The sequence below is a fragment of the Nonomuraea ferruginea genome (genome assembly GCF_039540635.1).
GTDB classification, from domain to species: Bacteria; Actinomycetota; Actinomycetes; order Streptosporangiales; family Streptosporangiaceae; genus Nonomuraea; species Nonomuraea ferruginea.
In genome coordinates this window covers 31,688-51,954 of record NZ_BAABFD010000016.1, presented here as the reverse complement: position 1 = coordinate 51,954, position 20,267 = coordinate 31,688, and the positions used below count along the sequence as shown (strand labels likewise).

The following is a 20,267-nucleotide window of genomic DNA, read 5'->3' as shown; positions in this document are numbered from 1 at the left end:
GACGCCAGGACAGGTTCCGCCTCCGTCAGGAGTTCAGGACAGGTCCGCCTCCGCCAGGAGCAGGGGGACCGCGGACGGGTCGCGGAGCATGGCGGCCACCGCTAGGCGGTCGTTCCACTGGCCGGTGGCCCAGGCCAGGCCGCGGGCGAGGCCGTCGAGGCCGGTGCAGTGGACGGCGCCCTCGAAGAACCGCCACGCGCACGGCACGCCGTCCACCAGCAGCTTCTCGTGCTCGACGTAGGTCTCGGGGGCCGTCGGGAGCAGGGAGCGCACCTGGGGCGGCACCTGCCGGGTCTCGCCGGCGGTGGTGACCTCGCCGGCCGCCACCTCGCCGGCGAGCGGCAGGTCGAGCAGCTCCGACAGGGACTCCGCCAGGTCGTAGGGAGCGAGCACCAGCGGCCGGTCGGTGACCAGCTGCAGCAGGTCGGGCGCCTCCACCACGACGACGTCGTCGGCGGCGGCCACCACGATGTCGCCACCGAGCACGGCCCGCACCCGGGACGGCGGCGCCACCCGATCGGGCTCGACCGCCGCCAGCGCCACCCACAGGGAACGCAGCTGCGCCCGGTCGACCTCGATCGACTCGTCGGCCATGAGGTCGAGCAGTTCCTCGGGGCCGCCGTGGGAGTCGAGCAGGTCGGCGAGCGTGCCGCGCACGCCGAGCATGGCCAGCGCCCCCTCGTCCAGCCCTTCCGGCGCGTCCGCGTACAGGCCCTGCAGCAGCGGGTCGGCGCCGGGCAGCCGCAGCTCGCGCGGCCTGCGCCCGCCCAGCACCGGATGGCCGGCCAGCCACCAGGCGGTGTAGGAGGGCACCTCGACGCCCTCGATCCGCAGCGGGTGGAGGGCGGCGCGCAGCGGCGGGCGGGTCAGCAGCCGCAGCGCCGCCGGCCAGTCGGCGACCAGCTCCAGGTCGCGCACGGCGGCGAACTCCGGCACCACCGGCGGCACGTCCAGCTCCGGCAGCAGGTCGAGCACGTGGTCGAGCCACTCGTCCTCGCCGTCGAGGTCGTGGTCGCACTCGTCACGGTCGAGCAGCACGTCGGAGTCGTGCACCACGGCGAACCCGTCGAGCACGCCCGCCGCCTCCAGCACCCGCGGCCCGTAGGTCTCCTCCAGCTCGCGGGCGGCCACGCCGAGGTGGGTGTCGGGCTCCAGCAGCCCGGCGAGCGCCCCTTCGGCCAGCATCAGCTCACCCGCCGGGTAGAGCTCGCCGTCGGCGCCGGGCAGCGCCAGCTCGGCCAGCCACGGCGCCTCGCCCGGCGCCAGCCCCGCCGCCTGGACCAGGGACAGCACGGCGTGCGCGACCGGCCCCGCGTCGGGGTTGTCGAGCGACTGGGCGACGGCGGCCTTGGTGATCGGGTCGTCCAGGATGGTGCGCGGGGTGGCCTCGGCGGCGCCCAGCCGCAGCAGCGCGGGGTGGGCGGCCTCAGGATGCACGATGCGCAGCCCCAGCGGCGTGAGGTCGAGCGCGGACCCGCCGTCGGTCAGGATCAGCGTGCCGCGCGGGCCGCGCACCAGCCGCCCGTCGGCCAGCGGCACCGGCAGCGCGCCGAGCGACTCGGGGTCGTCGGCCGGCAGCACCTCGTAGAGCGAGCGCCACCACGACGGCTCGCGCCCCTCCACCGCCTCGCCGGAAAGCAGGTCGACCACGTCGGACAGCTCGACCCTGCGCACGCCCAGCGAGGTCATCGCGGGATGCCGGGCGGGCCAGCCGGCGGGCAGCAGCCCGGGGACGAACGCGGCGACGGCGTCGAGCAGCTCGCCCGACCCGGCCACCACGGCGGCCTCGCGGCCCGAGACGACCCAGCCGTCCTCCCCCGGCTCCCGCGACGGGTGCTCGACCAGCCATTCGGCGTCGGGCTCGTAGACCTCCGCGTCGGCGAACGAGGGCGTCCGCACGGCGGGCGCGGGCGCCGACAGCGCGGGCAGCAGCGGGGTGTCGGGCAGGCGCTGGAGCACGGCGCGGCGGACGCGCGCGTCGAGCTCGCCCTTGCCCATGTACGAAGGCACCAGGTCGAGCAGCCTGGGAGTGCGCGGCAGCTCCTCCAGCAGCCGGACGTAGGCGTCGGCGGCCTTCTCGACCAGGAAGTCGGCCAGCGGCCCCTTGGCCACGTGGCGGCGGTCGGTGGCCATCGGGAACGACGCGATGAGCAGCGCGGGCAGGTCGATCGGCTCGTCGCTGGGCGTCGGCGCGTGCACGACCGGCGGCACCGCGGCGGGCAGCGGCCCCGGCTCGCCGATGCCGGTCAGCGGCACCGCCCAGCGGACCGACCAGAACGGGCGCGCCCGCTCCTCGGTGGGCCGGTCGGCGAACAGCTCCGCCACCTGCTCAGGCGCGAACTCGCCGGACTCGGAGACGACGTGCCAGCCGTCGGCGGTGACCCTGCGGACCTCGCCGTCGAGGTCGATCTCGATCACGGACAGCGCGGGCATGCCCAGCGGCAGCGCCGGGCTCGCCTCCTCCAGCATGCGCCGGACGGCCAGGGCCGACGCGTCGTCCTTCAGCGGGAGGCGTACCAGGGTGTCGAACCCGTCGGGCACGTCGAGCGGGCCGTCCTCGAACGGCAGGCGCAGCAGCGGCACGTGGCCGGAACGGGCGGCCAGCTCGCCCGCGAGCTCCGGCACCGAGGCGACCAGCTCGGCCGTCTCCGCGCGCGACCAGCGCACCGAGCCGGAGCCGCGGGAGCCGATCACCGGCTCGTCGCAGACCGTCACCACGGCCGCGAACCCGACGCCGAACCGCCCGGCGGCGCCCGCCTCGTCACGCTTGCCGGACACGCGGAGCGTGGCCAGGCTCTCCACGCCGGTCGCGTCGAGCGGCGCGCCGGTGTTGGCGGCCGTCAGCACGCCGCCGCGCAGCGTCAGCCTGAGCACCCCCGGCACGCCCGCGCGCAGCGCCGCGTCCGCGGCGTTCTGCGCCAGCTCGACGATCAGGCGGTCGCGGTAGCCGCCGAGCGCGAAGTCCTCCTCGGCGTTGGCGTCCTCGCGGAACCGGGCGGGCGAGGCCGTCCACGCGGCGAGCACGGCGGCTCGCATCCGGTCGGTGCCAAAGGTGTCGGTCATCGGTCACGATCCTGGGGTCGAACGGTACGGGGCCACCGTAGGCTAGCGGCCCGCACCGTCAGGAGTGGCCGAGCTCTTCGGAGTCGGATTCGCCGACCGAGCCCGCCTCCTCCTCCATCAGGTCGAAGCCCAGGTCGTCGAGGATGGGCACGGCCTGCTCGACGGGCGGCGGCAGCACCGCCGCCTCCGAGTGGGCGCCGCAGCCGTGGTCGGCGGCGACCACCTTGCCGTCGTCGGGCGCGTACTCGTTAGTGCAGACCCCGAACAGCTGCCGGAGCCCACCCGCGAGCAGCCAGTAGAAGCCGCAGGTGGAACACTGCGCGGGAGCGGCGTGTGCGATCGGTGTGTGCGGCCCGTGCTCGCCGGAATGCCAGCGCCTGGCGGTCCGGTCTCTGCCGATGGCCGAGAGCACACGGGCCCGGCCCAGGCCGTACTCGAAAATCGTCTGCTGCTCCGCCTCGTCGTCGAGTTCGGCGAAACCCGGCACCAGCCGGTCGTCGTCCTCCGGCGTGGGCAGCAGGTCGCCGACGCCCAGGTCGCCGGGGCGCAGGCGCTCGCTCCACGGCAGCCACTCGGGAGCGCGCAGCGCGCCGGAACCCGGCAGCAGGACGGCCTCGCTGACCGTCACCTTCTTCGCCCGCGACGCCCGGGTGACGGTGACGGCCCACCGCCAGCCGCGATAGGCGCGGTCCTGGCAGGCGAAGTAGTGGGTGACGACCCGGTCGCCCTCGCTCTCGTAGCCCAGGTGCTCGCCGGGCTCACCCGGCCGCGCCAGCTCCTGGGCCGCGTCGCGTGCCAGGTCAACGGCGGCGACACAGGCCTGGTCGGGCGCGGCGGAGCGGGTCCTGGCACGGCTCATCGGCCTGCCTCCGCCGAAAGGTGCTGTTCGCTCACACTTCATTCTCTCCCATGGCTGACCGTGCCGGGGCCGACTAGCCCGCATTCCCGCCTGCCGCCTCCCTGAAACACCGGATTCCGCACCCTTCCGCCACAAGATTTACCTCCTGACGCGACAGATGACCGCAAGTGGTGCGAAAGCGGGGGTGAGGGTTGGAGGGGCGATCGGGTAAGACTGGTAAGCGTGGAGGGAGGCTGGGAGCGAGCGCGCGACCTCTCCCGGCGCGTGGGGCGCGGCGTCGCCGACGCGGGCCGGGCTACCGCGCGTGCCGGCAAGGCGACCGCCGGCGGCACCGCGCGGGCCGGGAAGGCCACCGCGGGCGCGGCGCGGTCGGTCGGCCGGGCCACCCGCCGCCTCACCCACGCCAACGGCGCCGACCGCACCGGCCTGGGCCGGCTGATCGAGCTGACCGCCGGCCACAGCGCCGGCGACACGCTGGTCACGGTCGCGCTGGCCAGCACCGTCTTCTTCGGGGTGCCCGTCGGCGAGGCCCGCGGCCCGGTGGCGCTCTACCTGGTCATCACGATGCTGCCGTTCGCGCTGCTCGCGCCGTTCGTGGGGCCGATCCTCGACCGGTTCAGGTCGGGCCGGCGCTATGTGATGGCCGGCACGCTGTTCGGCCGCGGCCTGCTCTGTTTCGCGATGGCGGCGGCCGTCGGCCCGCAGGACCTGTTGACGCTGTTCGGGGGCGCGCTGGGCGTGCTGGTGCTGTCGAAGGCCTACAACGTGTCGCGTGCCGCGATCATGCCGAGCGTGCTGCCCGCCGACATCACCCTGGTCTCGGCGAACGCGCGGGTCGCGCTGTTCTCGCTGGTGACGGCGGGCGTGATGGTGCCGGTCGGGGCGGGGCTGACGCTCTGGCTGGGCAGCGCCACGATGCTGCGCGTCGCCATGGTGGTGTTCCTGGCCGCCGGGGTGTTCGCGGTGCGGCTGCCGCGCCACGTCGACTCGCCCGACCTGGAGGAGGAGACCCCCGAGGAGGGCAGGGCGCCACGCTGGCGGACGCTGCTCCAGGTGGGCCCGGCGGTGGCCGAGGCGGTCTGGGCCAACGTCGCCATCCGGCTGTTCTCCGGCTTCCTGCTGTTCTTCCTGCTCTTCCTGGTGCAGGACAAGGTCGTGCCGTGGCTGGCGCCGCCCGCGCCCGACCCGTTCTTCGACATGACCAAGACCCTCGCGGTCCTGACGCTCGCGGCCGGGCTGGGCGGCCTGGCCGGCGCGGTGATCGCCAACTGGACCCGCAACCACGCGCCCGGCCTGCTCGTCCTGCTGACGCTCGCCACGACGGCGGTGACCGCCACCGTGACCGCGATCCTCTTCGGGCTCTGGGCCGCGGTGGCCATCTCGCTGGTCACCGCCTTCGCCCAGGAGCTGGGCAAGCTCGCGCTGGACGCGATCGTGCAGCGCGAGATCGGCGAGGAGGTGCGCTCGTCGACGTTCGGCGTGGTCGAGGCGTTCCTCCAGCTCGCCTGGGTGTTCGGCGGCCTGATCGGGCTCGGGCTGTCGCTCACCGAGAGCAGCGCGGCCGGGCTGGTCACGCTCGCGTGCGTGCTCACCGTCACGCTGGGCTGGCTCGTCGTACGGCGCCGCGCCCGCGTCAGGGCGGCCAAGGCGCGGACGCGGGAGGCCGCCGCGGACGCCGAGACGGCCCCGTACGCCCCGCCGGAGCCTCTCGACCGCACCAAACCGCTGACGAACCCGCCCTGAAGCTAGACGTCGAGGTCGTCGGCGACGGCCCTGAGCACCACCGCGACCTTCTTCGCGTGCGCGGCTTCAGGGTGCTTGCCCCGCTGGTAGGACGTGGACAACCCGTCGAGCAGCTTGATCAGGTCCTCGACGATCACCACCATCTCGTCCGGCTTCTTCCGCTTGGCCTTGGGCTTGGTCTTGGCCAGCGTCGGCGGCTGCTCCAGGATCCGCACGGAGAGCGCCTGCTGGCCGCGCCTGCCCTCGGCCACGCCGAACTCGACCTTCTGCCCGGGCTTGAGAGGCCCGGCGTTGGCCGGCAAGGCGGAGGAATGCACGAAGACCTCACCGCCGTCGTCGCGGGTGAGGAAACCGAACCCCTTGTCGGCGTCGTACCACTTGACCTTGCCACTCGGCACAGGAGGACCTCGTTCGAACGTCGTGGATTAGGTGAATGGATGTAGGTTATGCCCCGTAGCGCGGCAGAGCGACCGGGTAAATGCCGGTGAATTACACGAGTTCACGACTCCGTTGCCAACCGGCGAACCAATCGGCAAATTCCGTCAGGTCGCCCAGTGCCACGTCGGCCCCGTGGTCGCGCAGCTCGGCCGTGGTGTAGGGGCCGGTGGCGACCGTGACGCTGACCGCGCCTCCGGCCCGCGCGGCTTCGATGTCCGCGACATGGTCGCCGACATATGCGGCGGCGCCGAAAGCGGTGAGCGCGGTTCCTTTGTCCGCGCCGAAAACGGAGCCCACCACGTCGTCCACGTCGAGCCCGAGCCGCCGCACGGTGCTTCTCGCGTCGCGCAGGTTCTTGCCCGTCACCACGATGACCCGCCCGCCGCGCGACTTGACGCACGCGACGGCCTCGTGCGCGCCCTCCATCGCGACGTGCACGGGCACCCCCACCTCGGGATAGATCTCCCTGTAGAGGTCGGCCGCCGCCGCGATCTCTCCGGCGGGCAGCCAGTTGGCCAGCTCCGTCTCCAGCGGCGGGCCGAGCCTGGTCACGATCTTCCGGCTGTCGATGGGCACGCCGAGCCGGGCCGACAACTCGTCATAGACGGCAGCAATACCGTTCCGAGTGTCGGCAAGTGTCATGTCCAGGTCGAATCCCACCGAAGTCGCCACACCTGAAGGATGCCAAAGAACCTCCCGATACGCGTAACGGCTCGGGTCGTGGGACCGTAGTCATCGGAAGGGTTCCTGCCCGGCTGTCAAGGTCCCCGCGGGCCGGCGACTACCCTCCACTGCGGAGGTATCAGAAACGACATGAGCAGATCGCCGAGCACGGGAGCCACCGGGAGCACACCCGCGAAGGCCGCCGCCACCAACACGCGCGAGCGGATCATCGACGAGGCTCTGCGGCTCTTCGCCGAACGCGGCTACGCCGCCACGTCCGTGGCCGAGATCGAGGCCGCCTCCGGCCTCTCACCGGGCGCCGGCGGGCTCTACCGGCACTTCAAGTCCAAGTACGAGGTCCTGTCGGCGGCGATCAACGAGCACGCCGCCAGGACCCGCGGCCAGGTCGCCGGCAGCCTCGCCGAGCTGAGCGCCATGGAGACCTCGAAGGACCTGGAGGAGCGGCTGTCGCACCTGTGCAGGGCCGGGCTGGCCAAGGTGCGCGAGGAGTCGGAGCTGACCCGCATCTTCTTCCGCGACCTGAGCCAGTTCCCCGAGCTGGTGGCGGTGGTGCGGCAGGGGCTGCTGCAGCCGATGTTCGACGCCATCGTGACCTGGTTCCACGCCCAGCCCGAATACCGGTCGGCCGACGTCGACTGGCAGGGCATCTCGGCGGTGCTCGGCGGCGCCGTCGTGCAGTACCGGCTGTTCCAGGAGACGGTGGGCGAGACGCCCGGGCACACGGAGAAGGACCAGTTCGTGGCGGCGTGGGTCCGGCTGGCCGTCGGGCTGCTGCCGTCGCCCGCGGCCGTTCACTCCTGATCGACCAGCCGGTAGGCCAGCCAGACCACGCTCACGCCGGTGCCGACCATGAACATGACGCCGCTGGCGTTGAAGAACTCGACCACGAACGCCTCCAGCCCCGGCTCGCCGCCGACCCGCAGACCCCCCACGATCAGTCCGCCCGCGGTGTAGCCGAGCAACGGGGAGCCGATGCCGATCAGCCGGTCGCGCAGCGCCCACGTGTCGCTGAACATCACCATCGCCGAGCCGGCCGCCCACGCGATCACCGGCACCTGGAAGATCGCCACGGGCGCCAGGTCGAACGGCACCAGGAGCGCGGCCACCACGAGCACCAGCAGCGCGGCGACCTCCCGGGGGTGCTCCTTGACCACGGTCCTGGCGTCCCTGCCCTCGGTGACCATGGGGTTCGCCACCGACATCGCGGCCCTGCGGAACCCCGCGAACGGCAGCCCGCGCGCCTCCCTGGCCAGCCGCCGCTCGGCCTCCCGCCTGCTCCGCGCCACGCCCGGCGGCACGTCGTCGCGGATCTTCGGGAACGCGGCGGTGGCCTCCTCCCCCGCGGGAGCGACCGCGGCGGCTTCGAGGGGAGCGGTCTCCGCGAGGCGGCGGGCCTCGCGCTCCACCAGCAGCACCGGGTCGCCGAACCGGGCGAGCAGCCTGGTCACGTCCTTGGCGCTCTGGCTGCCGCGCCGCTCGGCCTCGATCCTGGTACGCAGCCGCCTGGTGAAGTCGAGCCGCTGCTCGGGTCTCAGCACGCCGTGGGCCGCGTCGGCGGCCTTGCTGACGTAGTTGAGAATCAGCTGGTCGGCTCGCTCTATCACGCCTAGCAATGCTGCCCCAATCAGCAGGGACATACCATGGCAACGATGGAGTTCACGGAGTGGATCAGGGGGCGCACCGACGAGCAGCTGCGGGCGCTGGTGACCGCGCGCCCCGAGCTGATCACTCCGGTGCCGGCGCATCTGGAGGGCCTGGCCGCCCGGGCGAGCAGCCCGTCGGCGATCGCCCGGGTGCTCGACCGGCTCGACCGCTTCACGCTCGCCGTGGTCGAGACGCTCGCCGTCCGGGACGGCCCGGTCAGGAAGACCGCGCTGCGCGAGACGGTCGCGGCGGCGCTGGCGGCGGGCAAGCCGGAGCCGGCGCTGACGTCCGCGCTCGACCGGCTGCGCGACCTCGGGCTCGTGTACGGGCCAGACAGCGCGCTCGACCTGGCCCCGGGCGTGCGCAAGGTGCTGGACGACCCGGCCGGCCTGGGCCCGCCCGCCGACGTGGCGTTCCGCCACCATGCGCCGGAGCAGCTCGACGAGATGGCCGACGACGTCGCGCCGGGCACCACCGGGTCCGGCCGGGAGCGCCTGGCGGCGGCGCTGGCCGAGCCGGGCAAGCTGATCGAGGAGGTGCCGCCGGAGTCGCGGGCCGCGCTGGAGCAGCTCGCGTGGGGCCCGCCCACCGGCCGGGTGCCGAACGCCAGGCGCGAGGTGCGCGTCGCCTCCGCCCGCTCGCCGATCGAGCAGCTGCTGGCCCGCGGCCTGCTGGCGGCGGCAGGCGAGGAGAGCGTGACACTGCCCCGCGAGGTGGGCCTTTATCTGCGGGGCGGGCGGGTGCACCGCGACCTGCTGGCCCAGCCGCCCTCGCTGGAGGGCACGGCCCGGGGCCAGGAGCTGGCCGACCGCACGGCCGCCGGGCAGGCGTTCGCGTTCGTGCGGGCCGTCGAGGAGCTGTGCGAGCGCTGGAGCATCGAGCCGCCGGGCGTGCTGCGCACCGGGGGCCTGGGCGTGCGCGACATGAAGCGCACGGCGGGCGAGCTCGACCTGCCCGACTGGGTGGCCGCGCTGGTGGTGGAGGTCGCGTACGCGTCGGGGCTGATCGCGGCGGGCGGCAGCGTCGACGGCGAGTGGCTGCCGACCAGCGGCTACGACCTGTGGCGGGTCAGGTCGACCGCCGACCGTTGGGTGGCGCTGGCCGCGGCCTGGCTGGCGATGGACCGGGTGCCCGGACTGGTCGGCGAGCGTGACGATCGCGACAAGCCGCTCAACGCGCTCCACCCCGATCTGCGCCGCTCGTCGGCCGCCGGGGTGCGCAAGGCCACGATGGGCGTGCTGGCCTCCGCGCCGGGGCTCGCCCCGGCGCACGACTCGGTGCTGGAACGGCTGGCCTGGGAGCAGCCGCGCCGCCGTGGGCCGCTGCGCGAGCAGCTGACCGAGTTCGCGCTGCGCGAGGCCGAGCAGCTCGGCCTGACCGGGCTCGGCGTGCTGTCGGGCCACGGGCGGGCCCTGATCAGCGGTGCGGAGGCCGCGCCGGTGCTGGCCCCGCTGCTGCCCGAGCCGGTCGACCACGTGCTGCTGCAGGCCGATCTGACGGCGGTCGCGCCCGGCCCGCTGACCAGCGAGCTCAACCGCTGGATGACGCTCGCCGCCGACGTGGAGTCCAAAGGGGGCGCGACCGTCTACCGGTTCAGCGAGAGCTCGGTGCGGCGCGCGCTCGACGCGGGCCAGGCCGCCGAGGAGCTGCTGGCCATGCTGGAGCGCCACTCCGCCACGCCGGTCCCGCAGGCGCTGTCGTACCTCGTCTCCGACGTGGCGCGGCGGCACGGCCGGATCCGCGTCGGCACCGCCAGCGCCTACGTCCGCTGCGACGACCCGGCGCTGCTCGACCAGATCACCGCCGACCGGCGGTCGGCGGCGCTGCGCCTGCGCAGGCTGGCGCCGACGGTCATCGCCTCGCGCTCGTCGCGCGCGGTGCTGGTCGACTCGCTGCGGGCGATGGGGTACGCGCCGGTCCCCGAGTCGCTCGACGGCGACGTGATCATCTCCCAGCTCGACAGCAGGCGCACCGAGGGCCCCGCCCCGGTCCGCCAGGTGGCCCCGACCGGCGAGCCCGATCCTGGCGTGGCGGCGGCGGCCGTGCGGGCGCTGCGCGCGGGCGACGCGGCCCACCTGTCCCGGCGCGAGCCGGTCGACGCCCCGGGCGGCCAGGTGCCCCGCACCCCCGCGACGGCCACGATCTCGAAGCTGCAGGACGCGATCAGGCAGGGGATGCGGGTGTGGATCGGCTACACCGACTCGCAGGGCAACGCCACCTCCCGCATCCTGGAGCCGGCCCGGATGGAGGGCGGCTACCTGACCGCCTACGACGAGACCAGGGCCGCCGTCCACCGCTTCGCCCTGCACCGCATCACCGGCGTGTCCGGCGTCTGAGCGGGGTTGACTGCGTGCCGCGAGTCGGCGGAAGTTAGGGCATGTGACCGAGCACACGCTGAGCAGTCTGGCCGAGCAGTCATGGAGCAGGTTCGACGACTACGACGCGATGTTCTACGAAGGGGTCTGGCACCGCAGCCACAGCCTCGCCGAGCGGGCCCGGCGCGTCTGCGGCGGCTTCGTCGAGGCCGGCATCCGGCCCGGCGACCGCGTGGTCGTGATGATGGCCACCTCCCCCGAGGTGCCGCTCGTCTGCCAGGCGCTGTGGGCTGCGGGCGCCGTGGTGACGCCGGTGGTGTTCCTGGTGGGCGCCGCCGAGCTGCGCCACATCCTGCTCGACAGCGGCGCCGCCGCCGTGGTCACCTCGCCGGAGCTGGCCGGCACGGTGCGGGCGGCCGGGGTGGACGTGCCGGTGTACGTGGACACCGCCGAGCTGGAGCGGGCCGCCGAGCACGGCCCGGTGGCGCGTGACCCCGGCGACCTGGCCGCGCTGATGTACACCGGGGGCACCACCGGCAGGGCCAAGGGCGTCATGCTCAGCCATGCGGGCCTGTGGCAGGTCGCGAAGGCCTCCTACGAGCTGTCCCACCAGGAGGGGATCAACCGGGCGATCGTCCCGGTGCCGCTCTCGCACGCGTACGGCCTGATCGTCACCGTGGCCGGGATGCACGCCGTCGAGCCGCCCCAGGCCGTGCTGATGCGCTGGTTCGACCCCGGGGCGTTCCTCCGGCTCGCGGCCGAGCAGCGCGTCCAGTACGGCACCGTCGTGCCGGCCATGCTGCAGATGCTGCTGGCCGAGCCGCTGGAGTCGCACCCGCTGCCCGACCTGGCCTTCCTCACCTGCGGCGCGGCCCCGCTGGGCAAGGAGGTGCTGACGGAGTTCGAACGGCGGATGCCCGGCGTGACGATCCTGGAGGGTTACGGGCTGACCGAGACCAGCGCGGTGACCACGTTCAACCCGCCGGGGCGGCGCAAGGCCGGCAGCGTGGGCCTGCCGCTGCCCGGCTACACGATCACGATCCGCGACTCGTCCGGCGAGCCGGTGGAGCAGGGCGACGTGGGCGAGATCTGCGTGTCCGGCGAGTCGCTGATGCTGGGCTACTGGGGCGAGCACGAGCCCGACCCCGAGGGCACCGCGCTGGTCGGCGGCGAGCTGCGCACCGGTGACGTCGGCTGCGTCGACGACGACGGCTACCTGTACGTGGTCGACAGGAAGAAGGACCTGATCATCAGGGGCGGGTTCAACGTGTTCCCCCGCGACGTGGAGGACGTGCTGAACCAGCACCCCGGCGTGGTCATGTCGGGCGTGGTCGGCCGTCCCGACGACCGGCTGGGCGAGGAGGTCGTCGCGTTCGTGCAGCTCGCGGCCGGCGCGGAGGTCGCCGCCGAGGAGCTGATCGCCTGGGCGAGGGAGCGCGTGGGCCGCGTCAGGTATCCCCGCGAGGTCACGTTCGTCGACTCGATCCCGGTCACCAGCGTGCTCAAACTCGACCGCAAGGCGCTGCGGGCGCGGTTCGCCGGTTAGCAGGATCGGCGACCGAGTCAGGATCTTGCCCGATCCGTGATATTTCTTGACCCGTCAGGAGGTGGCATGAGCGAGGACGATTACCCGTACCAGCGCTACGGCGCCCCCTACGGGGAGCAGCCGCCCCCGTCCTACGGTTACGGCGGCTACCCGCCGCCCCCGCGGCACGCCCGCGGCGAGCCCAACGTCAGCGGCATCGTCGCGCTCGCGCTCAACCTCTTCAGCGTCGTCTCCTGCTGCAACGTCTTCGGCGTCGTCGGCGCCGTCCTGGCCGGCCTGTCCCTGCGTTCCGGCACGGCGCCCGAGAAGGCCCGCACGCTCACCGTCGCGAGCTGGGTGGTGCTGGTGGCCGGCTTCCTGATGATGGCCGTCCTGTTCTTCTACCTGGGCGTCAACGGCCACTTCGACGACTGATTTCCCAGTCCGGGGGACTGTTTGGGCCGTCGCGCGTGTTGGATAGGCGTCAACCGTTTGAAGGGATGGCTGTGAACGACGGCCCGCTCATCGTCCAATCAGACAAGACGCTGCTGCTCGAGGTCGACCACGAGAGGGCCGACGAGTGCCGCAAGGCCATCGCCCCGTTCGCCGAGCTCGAGCGCGCGCCCGAACACGTGCACACCTACCGGGTCACGCCGCTCGCGCTGTGGAACGCCCGCGCCGCCGGCCACGACGCCGAGCAGGTCGTCGACGCCCTGATCGGCTACAGCCGCTATCCGGTGCCGCACGCCCTGCTCGTCGACGTCGCCGAGACCATGGCCCGCTACGGCCGGCTCAGGCTGGAGAAGCACCCGGTCCACGGGCTGACGCTGACCTCCACCGACCGGGCCGTGCTCGAAGAGGTGCTGCGCGCCAGGAAGATCCAGCCGATGCTGGGCGAGCGCGTCGGCGACGACACCGTGGCCGTCCACCCGAGCGACCGCGGCAACATCAAGCAGGCGCTGCTCAAGCTGGGCTGGCCGGCCGAGGACCTGGCCGGTTACGTCGACGGCGAGCACCACCGGGTCGAGCTGGTCCAGGAGAGCTGGACGCTCCGGCCCTACCAGCAGGAGGCGGCCGACTCCTTCTGGCACGGCGGCTCCGGCGTGATCGTGCTGCCCTGCGGCGCCGGCAAGACCATCGTCGGCGCGGCCGCGATGGCGCACGCCCAGGCGACGACGCTGATCCTGGTCACCAACACGGTCAGCGCCCACCAGTGGAAGCAGGAGCTGCTCAAGCGCACCTCGCTGACCGAGGACGAGATCGGCGAGTACTCCGGCAGCAAGAAGGAGATCCGTCCGGTCACCATCGCCACCTACCAGGTGATGACCACCAGGCGGAAGGGCGTCTACAGCCACCTGGAGCTGTTCGACGCGCGCGACTGGGGCCTCATCGTCTACGACGAGGTCCACCTGCTGCCCGCGCCGATCTTCCGGATGACGGCCGACCTCCAGGCCCGCAGGCGCGTCGGCCTGACCGCGACGCTGGTGCGCGAGGACGGCCGCGAGGGCGACGTGTTCTCGCTGATCGGCCCCAAGCGCTACGACGCGCCCTGGAAGGAGATGGAGAACCAGGGCTGGATCGCCCCGGCCGACTGCGTCGAAGTGCGGGTGACGCTCACCGACGAGGAGCGGCTGGCGTACGCGATGGCCGAGTCGGAGGAGCGCTACCGCTTCTGCGCCACCACGCCGTCCAAGACCCAGGTCACCGAGGCGCTCGTACGCCGTCACCTGGGCGACCAGGTGCTGGTGATCGGCCAGTACATCGACCAGCTCGACGAGCTGGGCGAACACCTGAACGCGCCGGTGATCAAGGGGGAGACCCGGATCAAGGAGCGCGAGCGGCTCTACCAGGCCTTCCGCGACAAGGAGATCCAGGTCCTGGTGGTGTCCAAGGTCGCCAACTTCTCCATCGACCTGCCCGAGGCGAGCGTGGCGATCCAGGTGTCCGGCACGTTCGGGTCCCGGCAGGAGGAGGCGCAGCGGCTCGGCAGGGTGCTGCGGCCCAAGGCCGACGGCGGCGGGGCGCGCTTCTACACCGTGGTCAGCCGCGACACGGTCGACCAGGAGTTCGCCGCGCACCGGCAGCGGTTCCTGGCCGAACAGGGTTACGCCTACTCGATCGTCGACGCCGACGACGTGCTGGGCGGGGTGTGAGCCCGGCCGCTCATCGAGCGGCCAGGCATCCCGGTCTCACGTCCAAGAGACTCCGCGGGTCGTCGACAATCGAACCACCCCCCTCACTGCGTCCTCACACCACCGCAACCGAATCCGGCTGCGACATACCCGATGATCCGGCAATGCCACCTGGTATGCCCGGATTTTGCGGCATTTCGTTATATGTCCGCCGTTTGCGAGGAGTGTTCACTTCGCCAGCAGCCCGCCGAGGAACAGCAGCCCCTCCGCGGCGATCCACGAGGCCACGCTCAGCCCCATGAACCGGGTGAACGTCCGCTCGTCCTGCCGCGCCGCCGGCAGCGCCCAGGCCGCCACCGTCAGGCAGGCGGCCACCGCGGCGAACAGCCCGGAGACCGAGGAGAACACGGCGAGCCGCTGGACGCAGGACGGCGACGACCCGCCGCAGAACGCCTCCAGCCCCCAGCCCGCGAAGACCGACAGCCCCCAGAGGGTGGCCAGCAGGAAGCTCGCGATCGTGGGAAGGATCGGGGAGAAGCCGAGTCGCACACGCGCCACGCCGGACTTCTTACCCCTCCCCGGCGACGGCTAAATGTTTTGAAGCCACCCCGACAGCCGCATTAAACTGGCGGATTCGCTGCCTTGTTACCCACCTCCGAGCGCCGGGAGGCACTTTCGCATGCCCACAGACCAACTGGCCCCCGACATACCCCCGGACCTGCCCACGGACGTCCTCGCCGCCGAGCAGGCCCATCTGGCCGAGTCCAGGGCCGCGCTGGCGGCCATGCGCGCGCACGCGCAGTCGCTGTCGGCCGACGCGGCCGGCGACTGGGTGTCGCAGCAGATCCTGCAGTCGCTGCTCGACCAGCGCGTGGCCGCCCTGGCCGACCACCCCGACACCCCGCTGTTCTTCGGCCGGCTCGACCGCTCGGCCGCCGACGACCTGCCCACCACGATCCACGTCGGCCGCCGCCACGTGCACGACGGCGACAGCCGTCCCCTGGTCATCGACTGGCGCGCCCCCGTGTCGCGCGCCTTCTACCAGGCCAGCCCCGCCGACCCGATGGACGTCACGCTGCGGCGCCGGTTCGGCTACCACGGCGGCGCGCTCACCGCGTACGAGGACGAACGGCTCGACCAGGGCACCGAGGTCGGCCCGTCACGCATCCTGACCGAGGAGATCGAGCGCCCCCGCACCGGCCCGATGCGCGACATCGTCGCCACCATCCAGCCCGACCAGGACGAGATCGTCCGCGCCGCGCTCACCCGTACGGTCTGCGTGCAGGGCGCGCCGGGCACCGGGAAGACGGCGGTCGGCCTCCACCGGGCCGCCTACCTGCTGTTCACCCACCGCGAGCGGCTCGCCAGGGCGGGCGTGATGATCGTCGGGCCGAACCGCGCCTTCCTCTCCTACATCTCCTCGGTGCTGCCCGCGCTGGGCGAGGTCAAGGTCGACCAGACCACGGTCGCCGGCCTGCTGGGCGACCACGCGGCCCCCGAGGACCCCGCGGTGGGCGCGGTCAAGGGCGACGCCCGGATGGCGGCCGTGCTGAAGCGGGCCCTGTGGCTCCACATCGTCAAGCCTGAAGAGGGCCTGGTCTACTCCAAGGGCGCCTACCGCTTCCGGGTGGCCGACCACGAGGTGCGTGAGATCGTCGCCTCGCTGCGCGGCACCACCCGCTACGGTCCCGGCCGCGCCGCCCTCGCCCAGCGGCTCGCGCACCTCGTGCTCGTACGGATGGAGCAGCGCGGCGAGTCACCCGACGACCGGGTGCAGGACGCGGTGGCCCGGTCCAGGCCGGTCAAGCAGCTGGTCGACGCCGTGTGGCCGAAGCTGGTGCCCGAGCAGGTGCTCTACCGGCTGCTGGCGGACGAGGAGTTCCTCGCCAGGGCCGCCAGGTCCGACCTGTCGCCCGAGGAGCGGCAGCTGCTGCTCTGGCGGAAACCGTACCGGGGATGGAAGTCCGCCAAGTGGAGCGCCGCCGACGCGGCTCTCCTCGACGAGCTGCGCGACCTGATCGAGCGCACGCCCTCGCTCGGCCACCTCGTCGTGGACGAGACGCAGGACCTGTCGGAGATGCAACTGCGGGCGCTCGGCCGCCGCTGCCGCAACGGCTCCGCCACCGTGCTCGGCGACCTGGCCCAGGGCACCACCCCCTGGTCCACCACGTCGTGGCGGTCGGTCCTGACGCATCTCGGGCAGGACGGCGAGGTCACCGAGCTGACGCTGGGCTTCCGCGTGCCGCGCGAGGTCCTCGACTACGCCGCCCGCCTGCTGCCGTCGATCGCCCCCGGGCTCGCCCCGCCCCGGTCCCTGCGTCCCGGCGCCGGGTCCCTCTCGATCCGGCCGGCCGGCGACCTCCACGAGGCGGTCCGCGACGCGCTGGCCCGCGAGGGCTCGATCGGCGTCATCGTCCCCGACGCCGCCGTCTCCGCTGTCTCCGAGTCGCTGTCGGGCGTCGCGCACGCCGTCCTCGACCCCGACTCCACCCAGGAGCACCGCCTCCTGGTGGTGCCGGCGACGCTCGCCAAGGGCCTGGAGTACGACCACGTCATCGTGATGGAGCCGGCCGACATCGTCGACGCCGAGCCCCGCGGCCTGGCCCGCCTCTACGTGGTGCTCACCCGTGCCGTCACCTCGCTCACGGTCCTCCACCGCAAGCCCCTGCCACCCCAGCTCGCCCCGTGACAGGGACGGTGGCGGGGTAGGGGATCACTTCTAGGATGACGTCAAGGAGCTCTCACCCAAGGAGGATGCCGTGCCAGCACCGCTGCCACACGAATACCTGCCGTCGGTCCCCTCGCTCACGGTCCACAGCGACGACATGACGGACGGGGAGAGGCTGAGCGACCTCCACGTCTTCAACGACTGGGGCATGACGGGCCAGAACCTCTCCCCCAGCCTCCGCTGGTCGGGCGCCCCGGCCGAGACGCGCAGCTACGCGGTGACCTGTTTCGACCCGGACGCGCCCACGGGCAGCGGTTTCTGGCACTGGGTGCTGTTCGACATCCCGGCGTCGGTCACCGAGCTGCCCACGGGCGCCGGCACCGCGCCCGAGTTCAAGGGTCTCCCGCAGGGCGCCAAGCACGCCCGCAGCGACTACGGCTCCAAGGACTACGGCGGCGCCGCGCCGCCTCCCGGCGACCCGCACCGCTACGTGTTCACCGTGCACGCGCTCGGCGTCGACACCCTCGGCCTCGACACCGACACCAGCCCGGCCGTGGTGGGCTTCAACATCACCGCCAACACCCTGGCGCGCGGCCACATCGTCCCGCACTTCGGGATCTGACCACGCGAGCGCACCGCCTCCTCCGGGGGGCGGTGCCGCGTCTTGGTAGCTTCGCCCCCATGAGCGATCTAACGATCCGTCCGGGGGGCCTGGCGGACGTCGGAGCTGTCCTGGAGTTCTGGCTGCACGCCGCCGAGGGCACCGACCGTCACGACTCGGCCGGCAAGGTGCGGGCGCTGGTCGAGCGGGACCCGGAGGCGCTGCTCCTGGCCGAGCTGGACGGCGCACTGGCCGGCACGCTGATCGCGGGCTGGGACGGGTGGCGTGCCCATCTCTATCGCCTGGCCGTCCATCCGGCTCACCGTCGCAAGGGCGTCGCCACCGCCCTGCTGGCCGCCGCCGAGGCGCGTTTCGCCGCCTTCGGCGCGTTCCGGGCCGACGCGATGGTCCTTCATGACAACACGCTCGCCCACCACGCCTGGACCGCCGCGGGTTATGCGCCCCAACCGCAGTGGTCGCGATGGGTCAAGCCCCTTTAGGGCTACGGAAGTGAGGCGTTTTCGCCGGCTCAGGTATATCAGAACGTTATCAGCGATATACGGATAGTGGCGGCGCACAAAAAACCGCCTATAAGGGCGGTCGGAAAAGCGAAGCGGCCCGAACCGGAAACACCGGTGCGGGCCGCTCGCGAGAACCTCGGGTCGAGAACCCTCGATCAGAAGTCCATGTCACCGCCGCCGGGCATGCCGGCGGGAGCGGCCGGGGTCTTCTCCGGCTTCTCGGCGATGACAGCCTCGGTGGTCAGGAACAGCGCCGCGATCGAGGCGGCGTTCTGCAGCGCCGAACGCGTCACCTTGGCCGGGTCGATGATGCCCGCCTCGAACATGTTGACGTAGTCGCCGGTGGCCGCGTTGAGGCCCTCACCCGGGGTGAGGTTGCGGACGCGCTCGACCACGACGCCGCCCTCAAGGCCGGCGTTGACCGCGATCTGCTTGAGCGGCTCCTCCAGCGCCTTGCGCACGATGGCCGCACCCGTGGCCTCGTCGCCCGGCAGCTCCAGCTTGTCGAACGCCTTGGCGCCGGCCTGCAGCAGCGCCACGCCACCGCCGGGGACGATGCCCTCCTCGACGGCCGCCTTGGCGTTGCGCACGGCGTCCTCGATGCGGTGCTTGCGCTCCTTCAGCTCGACCTCGGTGGCGGCGCCGGCCTTGATGACGGCCACGCCGCCGGCCAGCTTGGCCAGGCGCTCCTGGAGCTTCTCCCGGTCGTAGTCGGAGTCGGTGCGGTCGATCTCGGCGCGGATCTCGTTGACCCGGCCGGCGATCGCGTCGGCGTCACCGGCGCCGTCGACGATCGTGGTCTCGTCCTTGGTCACCACGACCTTGCGGGCGCGGCCCAGCAGGTCGAGGGTGGCGTTCTCCAGCTTGAGACCGACCTCCTCGGCGATGACCTGGCCGCCGGCGAGGATGGCGATGTCGGCGAGCATGGCCTTGCGGCGGTCGCCGAAGCCCGGGGCCTTGACGGCGACCGAGCGGAAGAGGCCGCGGATCTTGTTGACCACCAGGGTGGCCAGGGCCTCACCCTCGATGTCCTCGGCGATGATGAGGAGCGGCTTGCCGGACTGCACGACCTTGTCGAGCAGCGGCAGCAGGTCCTTGTTGGCCGAGATCTTCGAGTTGACGATCAGGATGTACGGGTCTTCGAGCACGGCCTCCATGCGGTCGGAGTCCGTGACGAAGTACATCGACGTCATGCCCTTGTCGAAGCGCATGCCCTCGGTGAGCTCCAGCTCCAGACCGAAGGTGTTGCTCTCCTCGACGGTGATGACGCCTTCCTTGCCGACCTTGTCCATCGCCTCGGCGATGAGCGAGCCGATCTCGGGGTCGGCGGCGGAGATGGAGGCGGTGGAGGCGATCTGCTCCTTGGTCTCCACGTCCTTGGCCAGCTTGGAGAGCTCCTCGCTGACGCGCTCCACGGCCGCCTCGATGCCCTTCTTCAGGGCCATCGGGTTGGCGCCGGCAGCGACGTTGCGCAGGCCCTCACGTACGAGCGCCTGGGCGAGCACGGTAGCGGTGGTGGTGCCGTCGCCCGCGACGTCGTCGGTCTTCTTGGCGACTTCCTTGACCAGCTCGGCGCCGATCTTCTCCCACGGGTCCTCGAGCTCGATCTCCTTGGCGATCGAGACACCGTCGTTGGTGATCGTGGGGGCGCCCCACTTCTTCTCCAGCACGACGTTGCGGCCCTTCGGGCCCAGCGTGACCTTCACCGCGTCGGCGAGCTGGTTCATCCCGCGCTCGAGACCGCGCCGGGCGTCCTCGTCAAACGCGATCATCTTGGCTGCCATTAGGCGAGACCTCCCAGATGCAGGGTGTCCTGGTGAGATCGAGCCGACGCCCGCGACGGCATGTGGGCCCACATCTCCGTTCGGCAGGCCCCATCGTCTCGATCCCCGTTGGCACTCATCGACATAGAGTGCCAACGACTGTTTAGCACTCTACCCCGTCGAGTGCAAGCTGACTCCGCACCTGGCCAGGTCAACAGATCGCCGTCGAAGGTGTCCGTACGGCGGGCCCCGGGCGGCCCGCCGTACCCCAATGTGAGGTGGCAGTCACACGCACTGCGCTGGCGTGCGAG

At 72.5% G+C, this 20,267-nt stretch carries 16 protein-coding genes; 9 read left to right on the top strand and 7 right to left on the bottom strand.

Annotation, left to right across the window (positions count from 1 at the left end):
• Nucleotides 1-33: 33 nt before the first annotated feature.
• Together ABD999_RS28160 and ABD999_RS28155 are read right to left on the bottom strand one after the other, a co-directional pair.
• Nucleotides 34-3,063, bottom strand: a complete 3,030-nt coding sequence (locus tag ABD999_RS28160) for a sacsin N-terminal ATP-binding-like domain-containing protein (RefSeq protein WP_271277507.1) — start codon at nucleotides 3,061-3,063, stop codon at nucleotides 34-36.
• Between the two features lie 58 nt (nucleotides 3,064-3,121).
• Complete coding sequence (locus ABD999_RS28155) at nucleotides 3,122-3,922, bottom strand: DUF3027 domain-containing protein (protein WP_219550103.1); 801 nt, start codon at nucleotides 3,920-3,922, stop codon at nucleotides 3,122-3,124.
• Between the two features lie 222 nt (nucleotides 3,923-4,144).
• Here ABD999_RS28155 and ABD999_RS28150 point away from each other — a divergent pair, with 222 nt between their 5' ends.
• Nucleotides 4,145-5,665 (top strand): MFS transporter, encoded by a 1,521-nt coding sequence (locus ABD999_RS28150; RefSeq protein ID WP_187281474.1) that lies wholly within the window; start codon nucleotides 4,145-4,147, stop codon nucleotides 5,663-5,665.
• A 2-nt stretch (nucleotides 5,666-5,667) separates the two neighbouring features.
• Here ABD999_RS28150 and ABD999_RS28145 read toward each other — a convergent pair whose 3' ends face one another.
• Together ABD999_RS28145 and ABD999_RS28140 are read right to left on the bottom strand one after the other, a co-directional pair.
• The gene (locus ABD999_RS28145; protein WP_148035117.1) at nucleotides 5,668-6,063 is read right to left on the bottom strand and encodes a cold-shock protein; all 396 of its coding nucleotides are present in this window, start codon (nucleotides 6,061-6,063) and stop codon (nucleotides 5,668-5,670) included.
• Nucleotides 6,064-6,154: 91 nt separating this feature from the next.
• Nucleotides 6,155-6,775: an HAD family hydrolase gene (locus tag ABD999_RS28140; protein WP_219550101.1), complete on the bottom strand. Its 621-nt coding sequence runs from the start codon at nucleotides 6,773-6,775 to the stop codon at nucleotides 6,155-6,157.
• A 141-nt stretch (nucleotides 6,776-6,916) separates the two neighbouring features.
• Between ABD999_RS28140 and ABD999_RS28135 the strand changes: the two genes are divergently transcribed.
• Complete coding sequence (locus ABD999_RS28135) at nucleotides 6,917-7,588, top strand: TetR/AcrR family transcriptional regulator (RefSeq protein ID WP_271280445.1); 672 nt, start codon at nucleotides 6,917-6,919, stop codon at nucleotides 7,586-7,588.
• Here ABD999_RS28135 and ABD999_RS28130 read toward each other — a convergent pair.
• Nucleotides 7,579-8,391 carry a hypothetical protein gene (locus tag ABD999_RS28130; RefSeq protein WP_271280446.1) on the bottom strand — a complete coding sequence of 271 codons (813 nt, stop codon included), beginning with the start codon at nucleotides 8,389-8,391 and terminating at the stop codon, nucleotides 7,579-7,581. The genes ABD999_RS28135 and ABD999_RS28130 overlap by 10 nt on opposite strands.
• A gap of 45 nt (nucleotides 8,392-8,436) precedes the next feature.
• Here ABD999_RS28130 and ABD999_RS28125 point away from each other — a divergent pair, with 45 nt between their 5' ends.
• The 4 genes from ABD999_RS28125 (at nucleotide 8,437) to ABD999_RS28110 (ending at nucleotide 14,424) form a co-directional block, all read left to right on the top strand.
• Nucleotides 8,437-10,767, top strand: a complete 2,331-nt coding sequence (locus tag ABD999_RS28125) for a helicase-associated domain-containing protein (RefSeq protein WP_345482968.1) — start codon at nucleotides 8,437-8,439, stop codon at nucleotides 10,765-10,767.
• A gap of 43 nt (nucleotides 10,768-10,810) precedes the next feature.
• Entirely contained in the window at nucleotides 10,811-12,292 is a 1,482-nt protein-coding gene (locus ABD999_RS28120; protein ID WP_271279512.1) for an AMP-binding protein, read from the top strand.
• Nucleotides 12,293-12,358: 66 nt separating this feature from the next.
• The gene (locus ABD999_RS28115) at nucleotides 12,359-12,706 is read left to right on the top strand and encodes a hypothetical protein (RefSeq protein ID WP_219550873.1); all 348 of its coding nucleotides are present in this window, start codon (nucleotides 12,359-12,361) and stop codon (nucleotides 12,704-12,706) included.
• 65 nt (nucleotides 12,707-12,771) lie between these two features.
• A complete protein-coding gene (locus ABD999_RS28110; RefSeq protein WP_271279513.1) occupies nucleotides 12,772-14,424 on the top strand; it encodes a DNA repair helicase XPB in 1,653 nt (550 codons plus the stop codon).
• Between the two features lie 207 nt (nucleotides 14,425-14,631).
• Here ABD999_RS28110 and ABD999_RS28105 read toward each other — a convergent pair whose 3' ends face one another.
• Nucleotides 14,632-14,961, bottom strand: a complete 330-nt coding sequence (locus ABD999_RS28105; protein ID WP_148035124.1) for a hypothetical protein — start codon at nucleotides 14,959-14,961, stop codon at nucleotides 14,632-14,634.
• A 121-nt stretch (nucleotides 14,962-15,082) separates the two neighbouring features.
• On the opposite strand from ABD999_RS28105, the gene ABD999_RS28100 reads away from it, so the two are divergent.
• The 3 genes from ABD999_RS28100 (at nucleotide 15,083) to ABD999_RS28090 (ending at nucleotide 18,172) form a co-directional block, all read left to right on the top strand.
• Complete coding sequence (locus ABD999_RS28100; RefSeq protein WP_271279514.1) at nucleotides 15,083-17,092, top strand: HelD family protein; 2,010 nt, start codon at nucleotides 15,083-15,085, stop codon at nucleotides 17,090-17,092.
• 70 nt (nucleotides 17,093-17,162) lie between these two features.
• Nucleotides 17,163-17,693, top strand: a complete 531-nt coding sequence (locus ABD999_RS28095; RefSeq protein ID WP_372452525.1) for a YbhB/YbcL family Raf kinase inhibitor-like protein — start codon at nucleotides 17,163-17,165, stop codon at nucleotides 17,691-17,693.
• 59 nt (nucleotides 17,694-17,752) lie between these two features.
• Complete coding sequence (locus tag ABD999_RS28090; protein ID WP_271279515.1) at nucleotides 17,753-18,172, top strand: GNAT family N-acetyltransferase; 420 nt, start codon at nucleotides 17,753-17,755, stop codon at nucleotides 18,170-18,172.
• 176 nt (nucleotides 18,173-18,348) lie between these two features.
• On the opposite strand, the gene groL is transcribed toward ABD999_RS28090, so the two are convergent.
• On the bottom strand, nucleotides 18,349-19,977 hold the full coding sequence (gene groL / locus ABD999_RS28085; RefSeq protein ID WP_345482967.1) for a chaperonin GroEL: 1,629 nt from the start codon (nucleotides 19,975-19,977) through the stop codon (nucleotides 18,349-18,351).
• Nucleotides 19,978-20,267 lie beyond the last annotated feature (290 nt).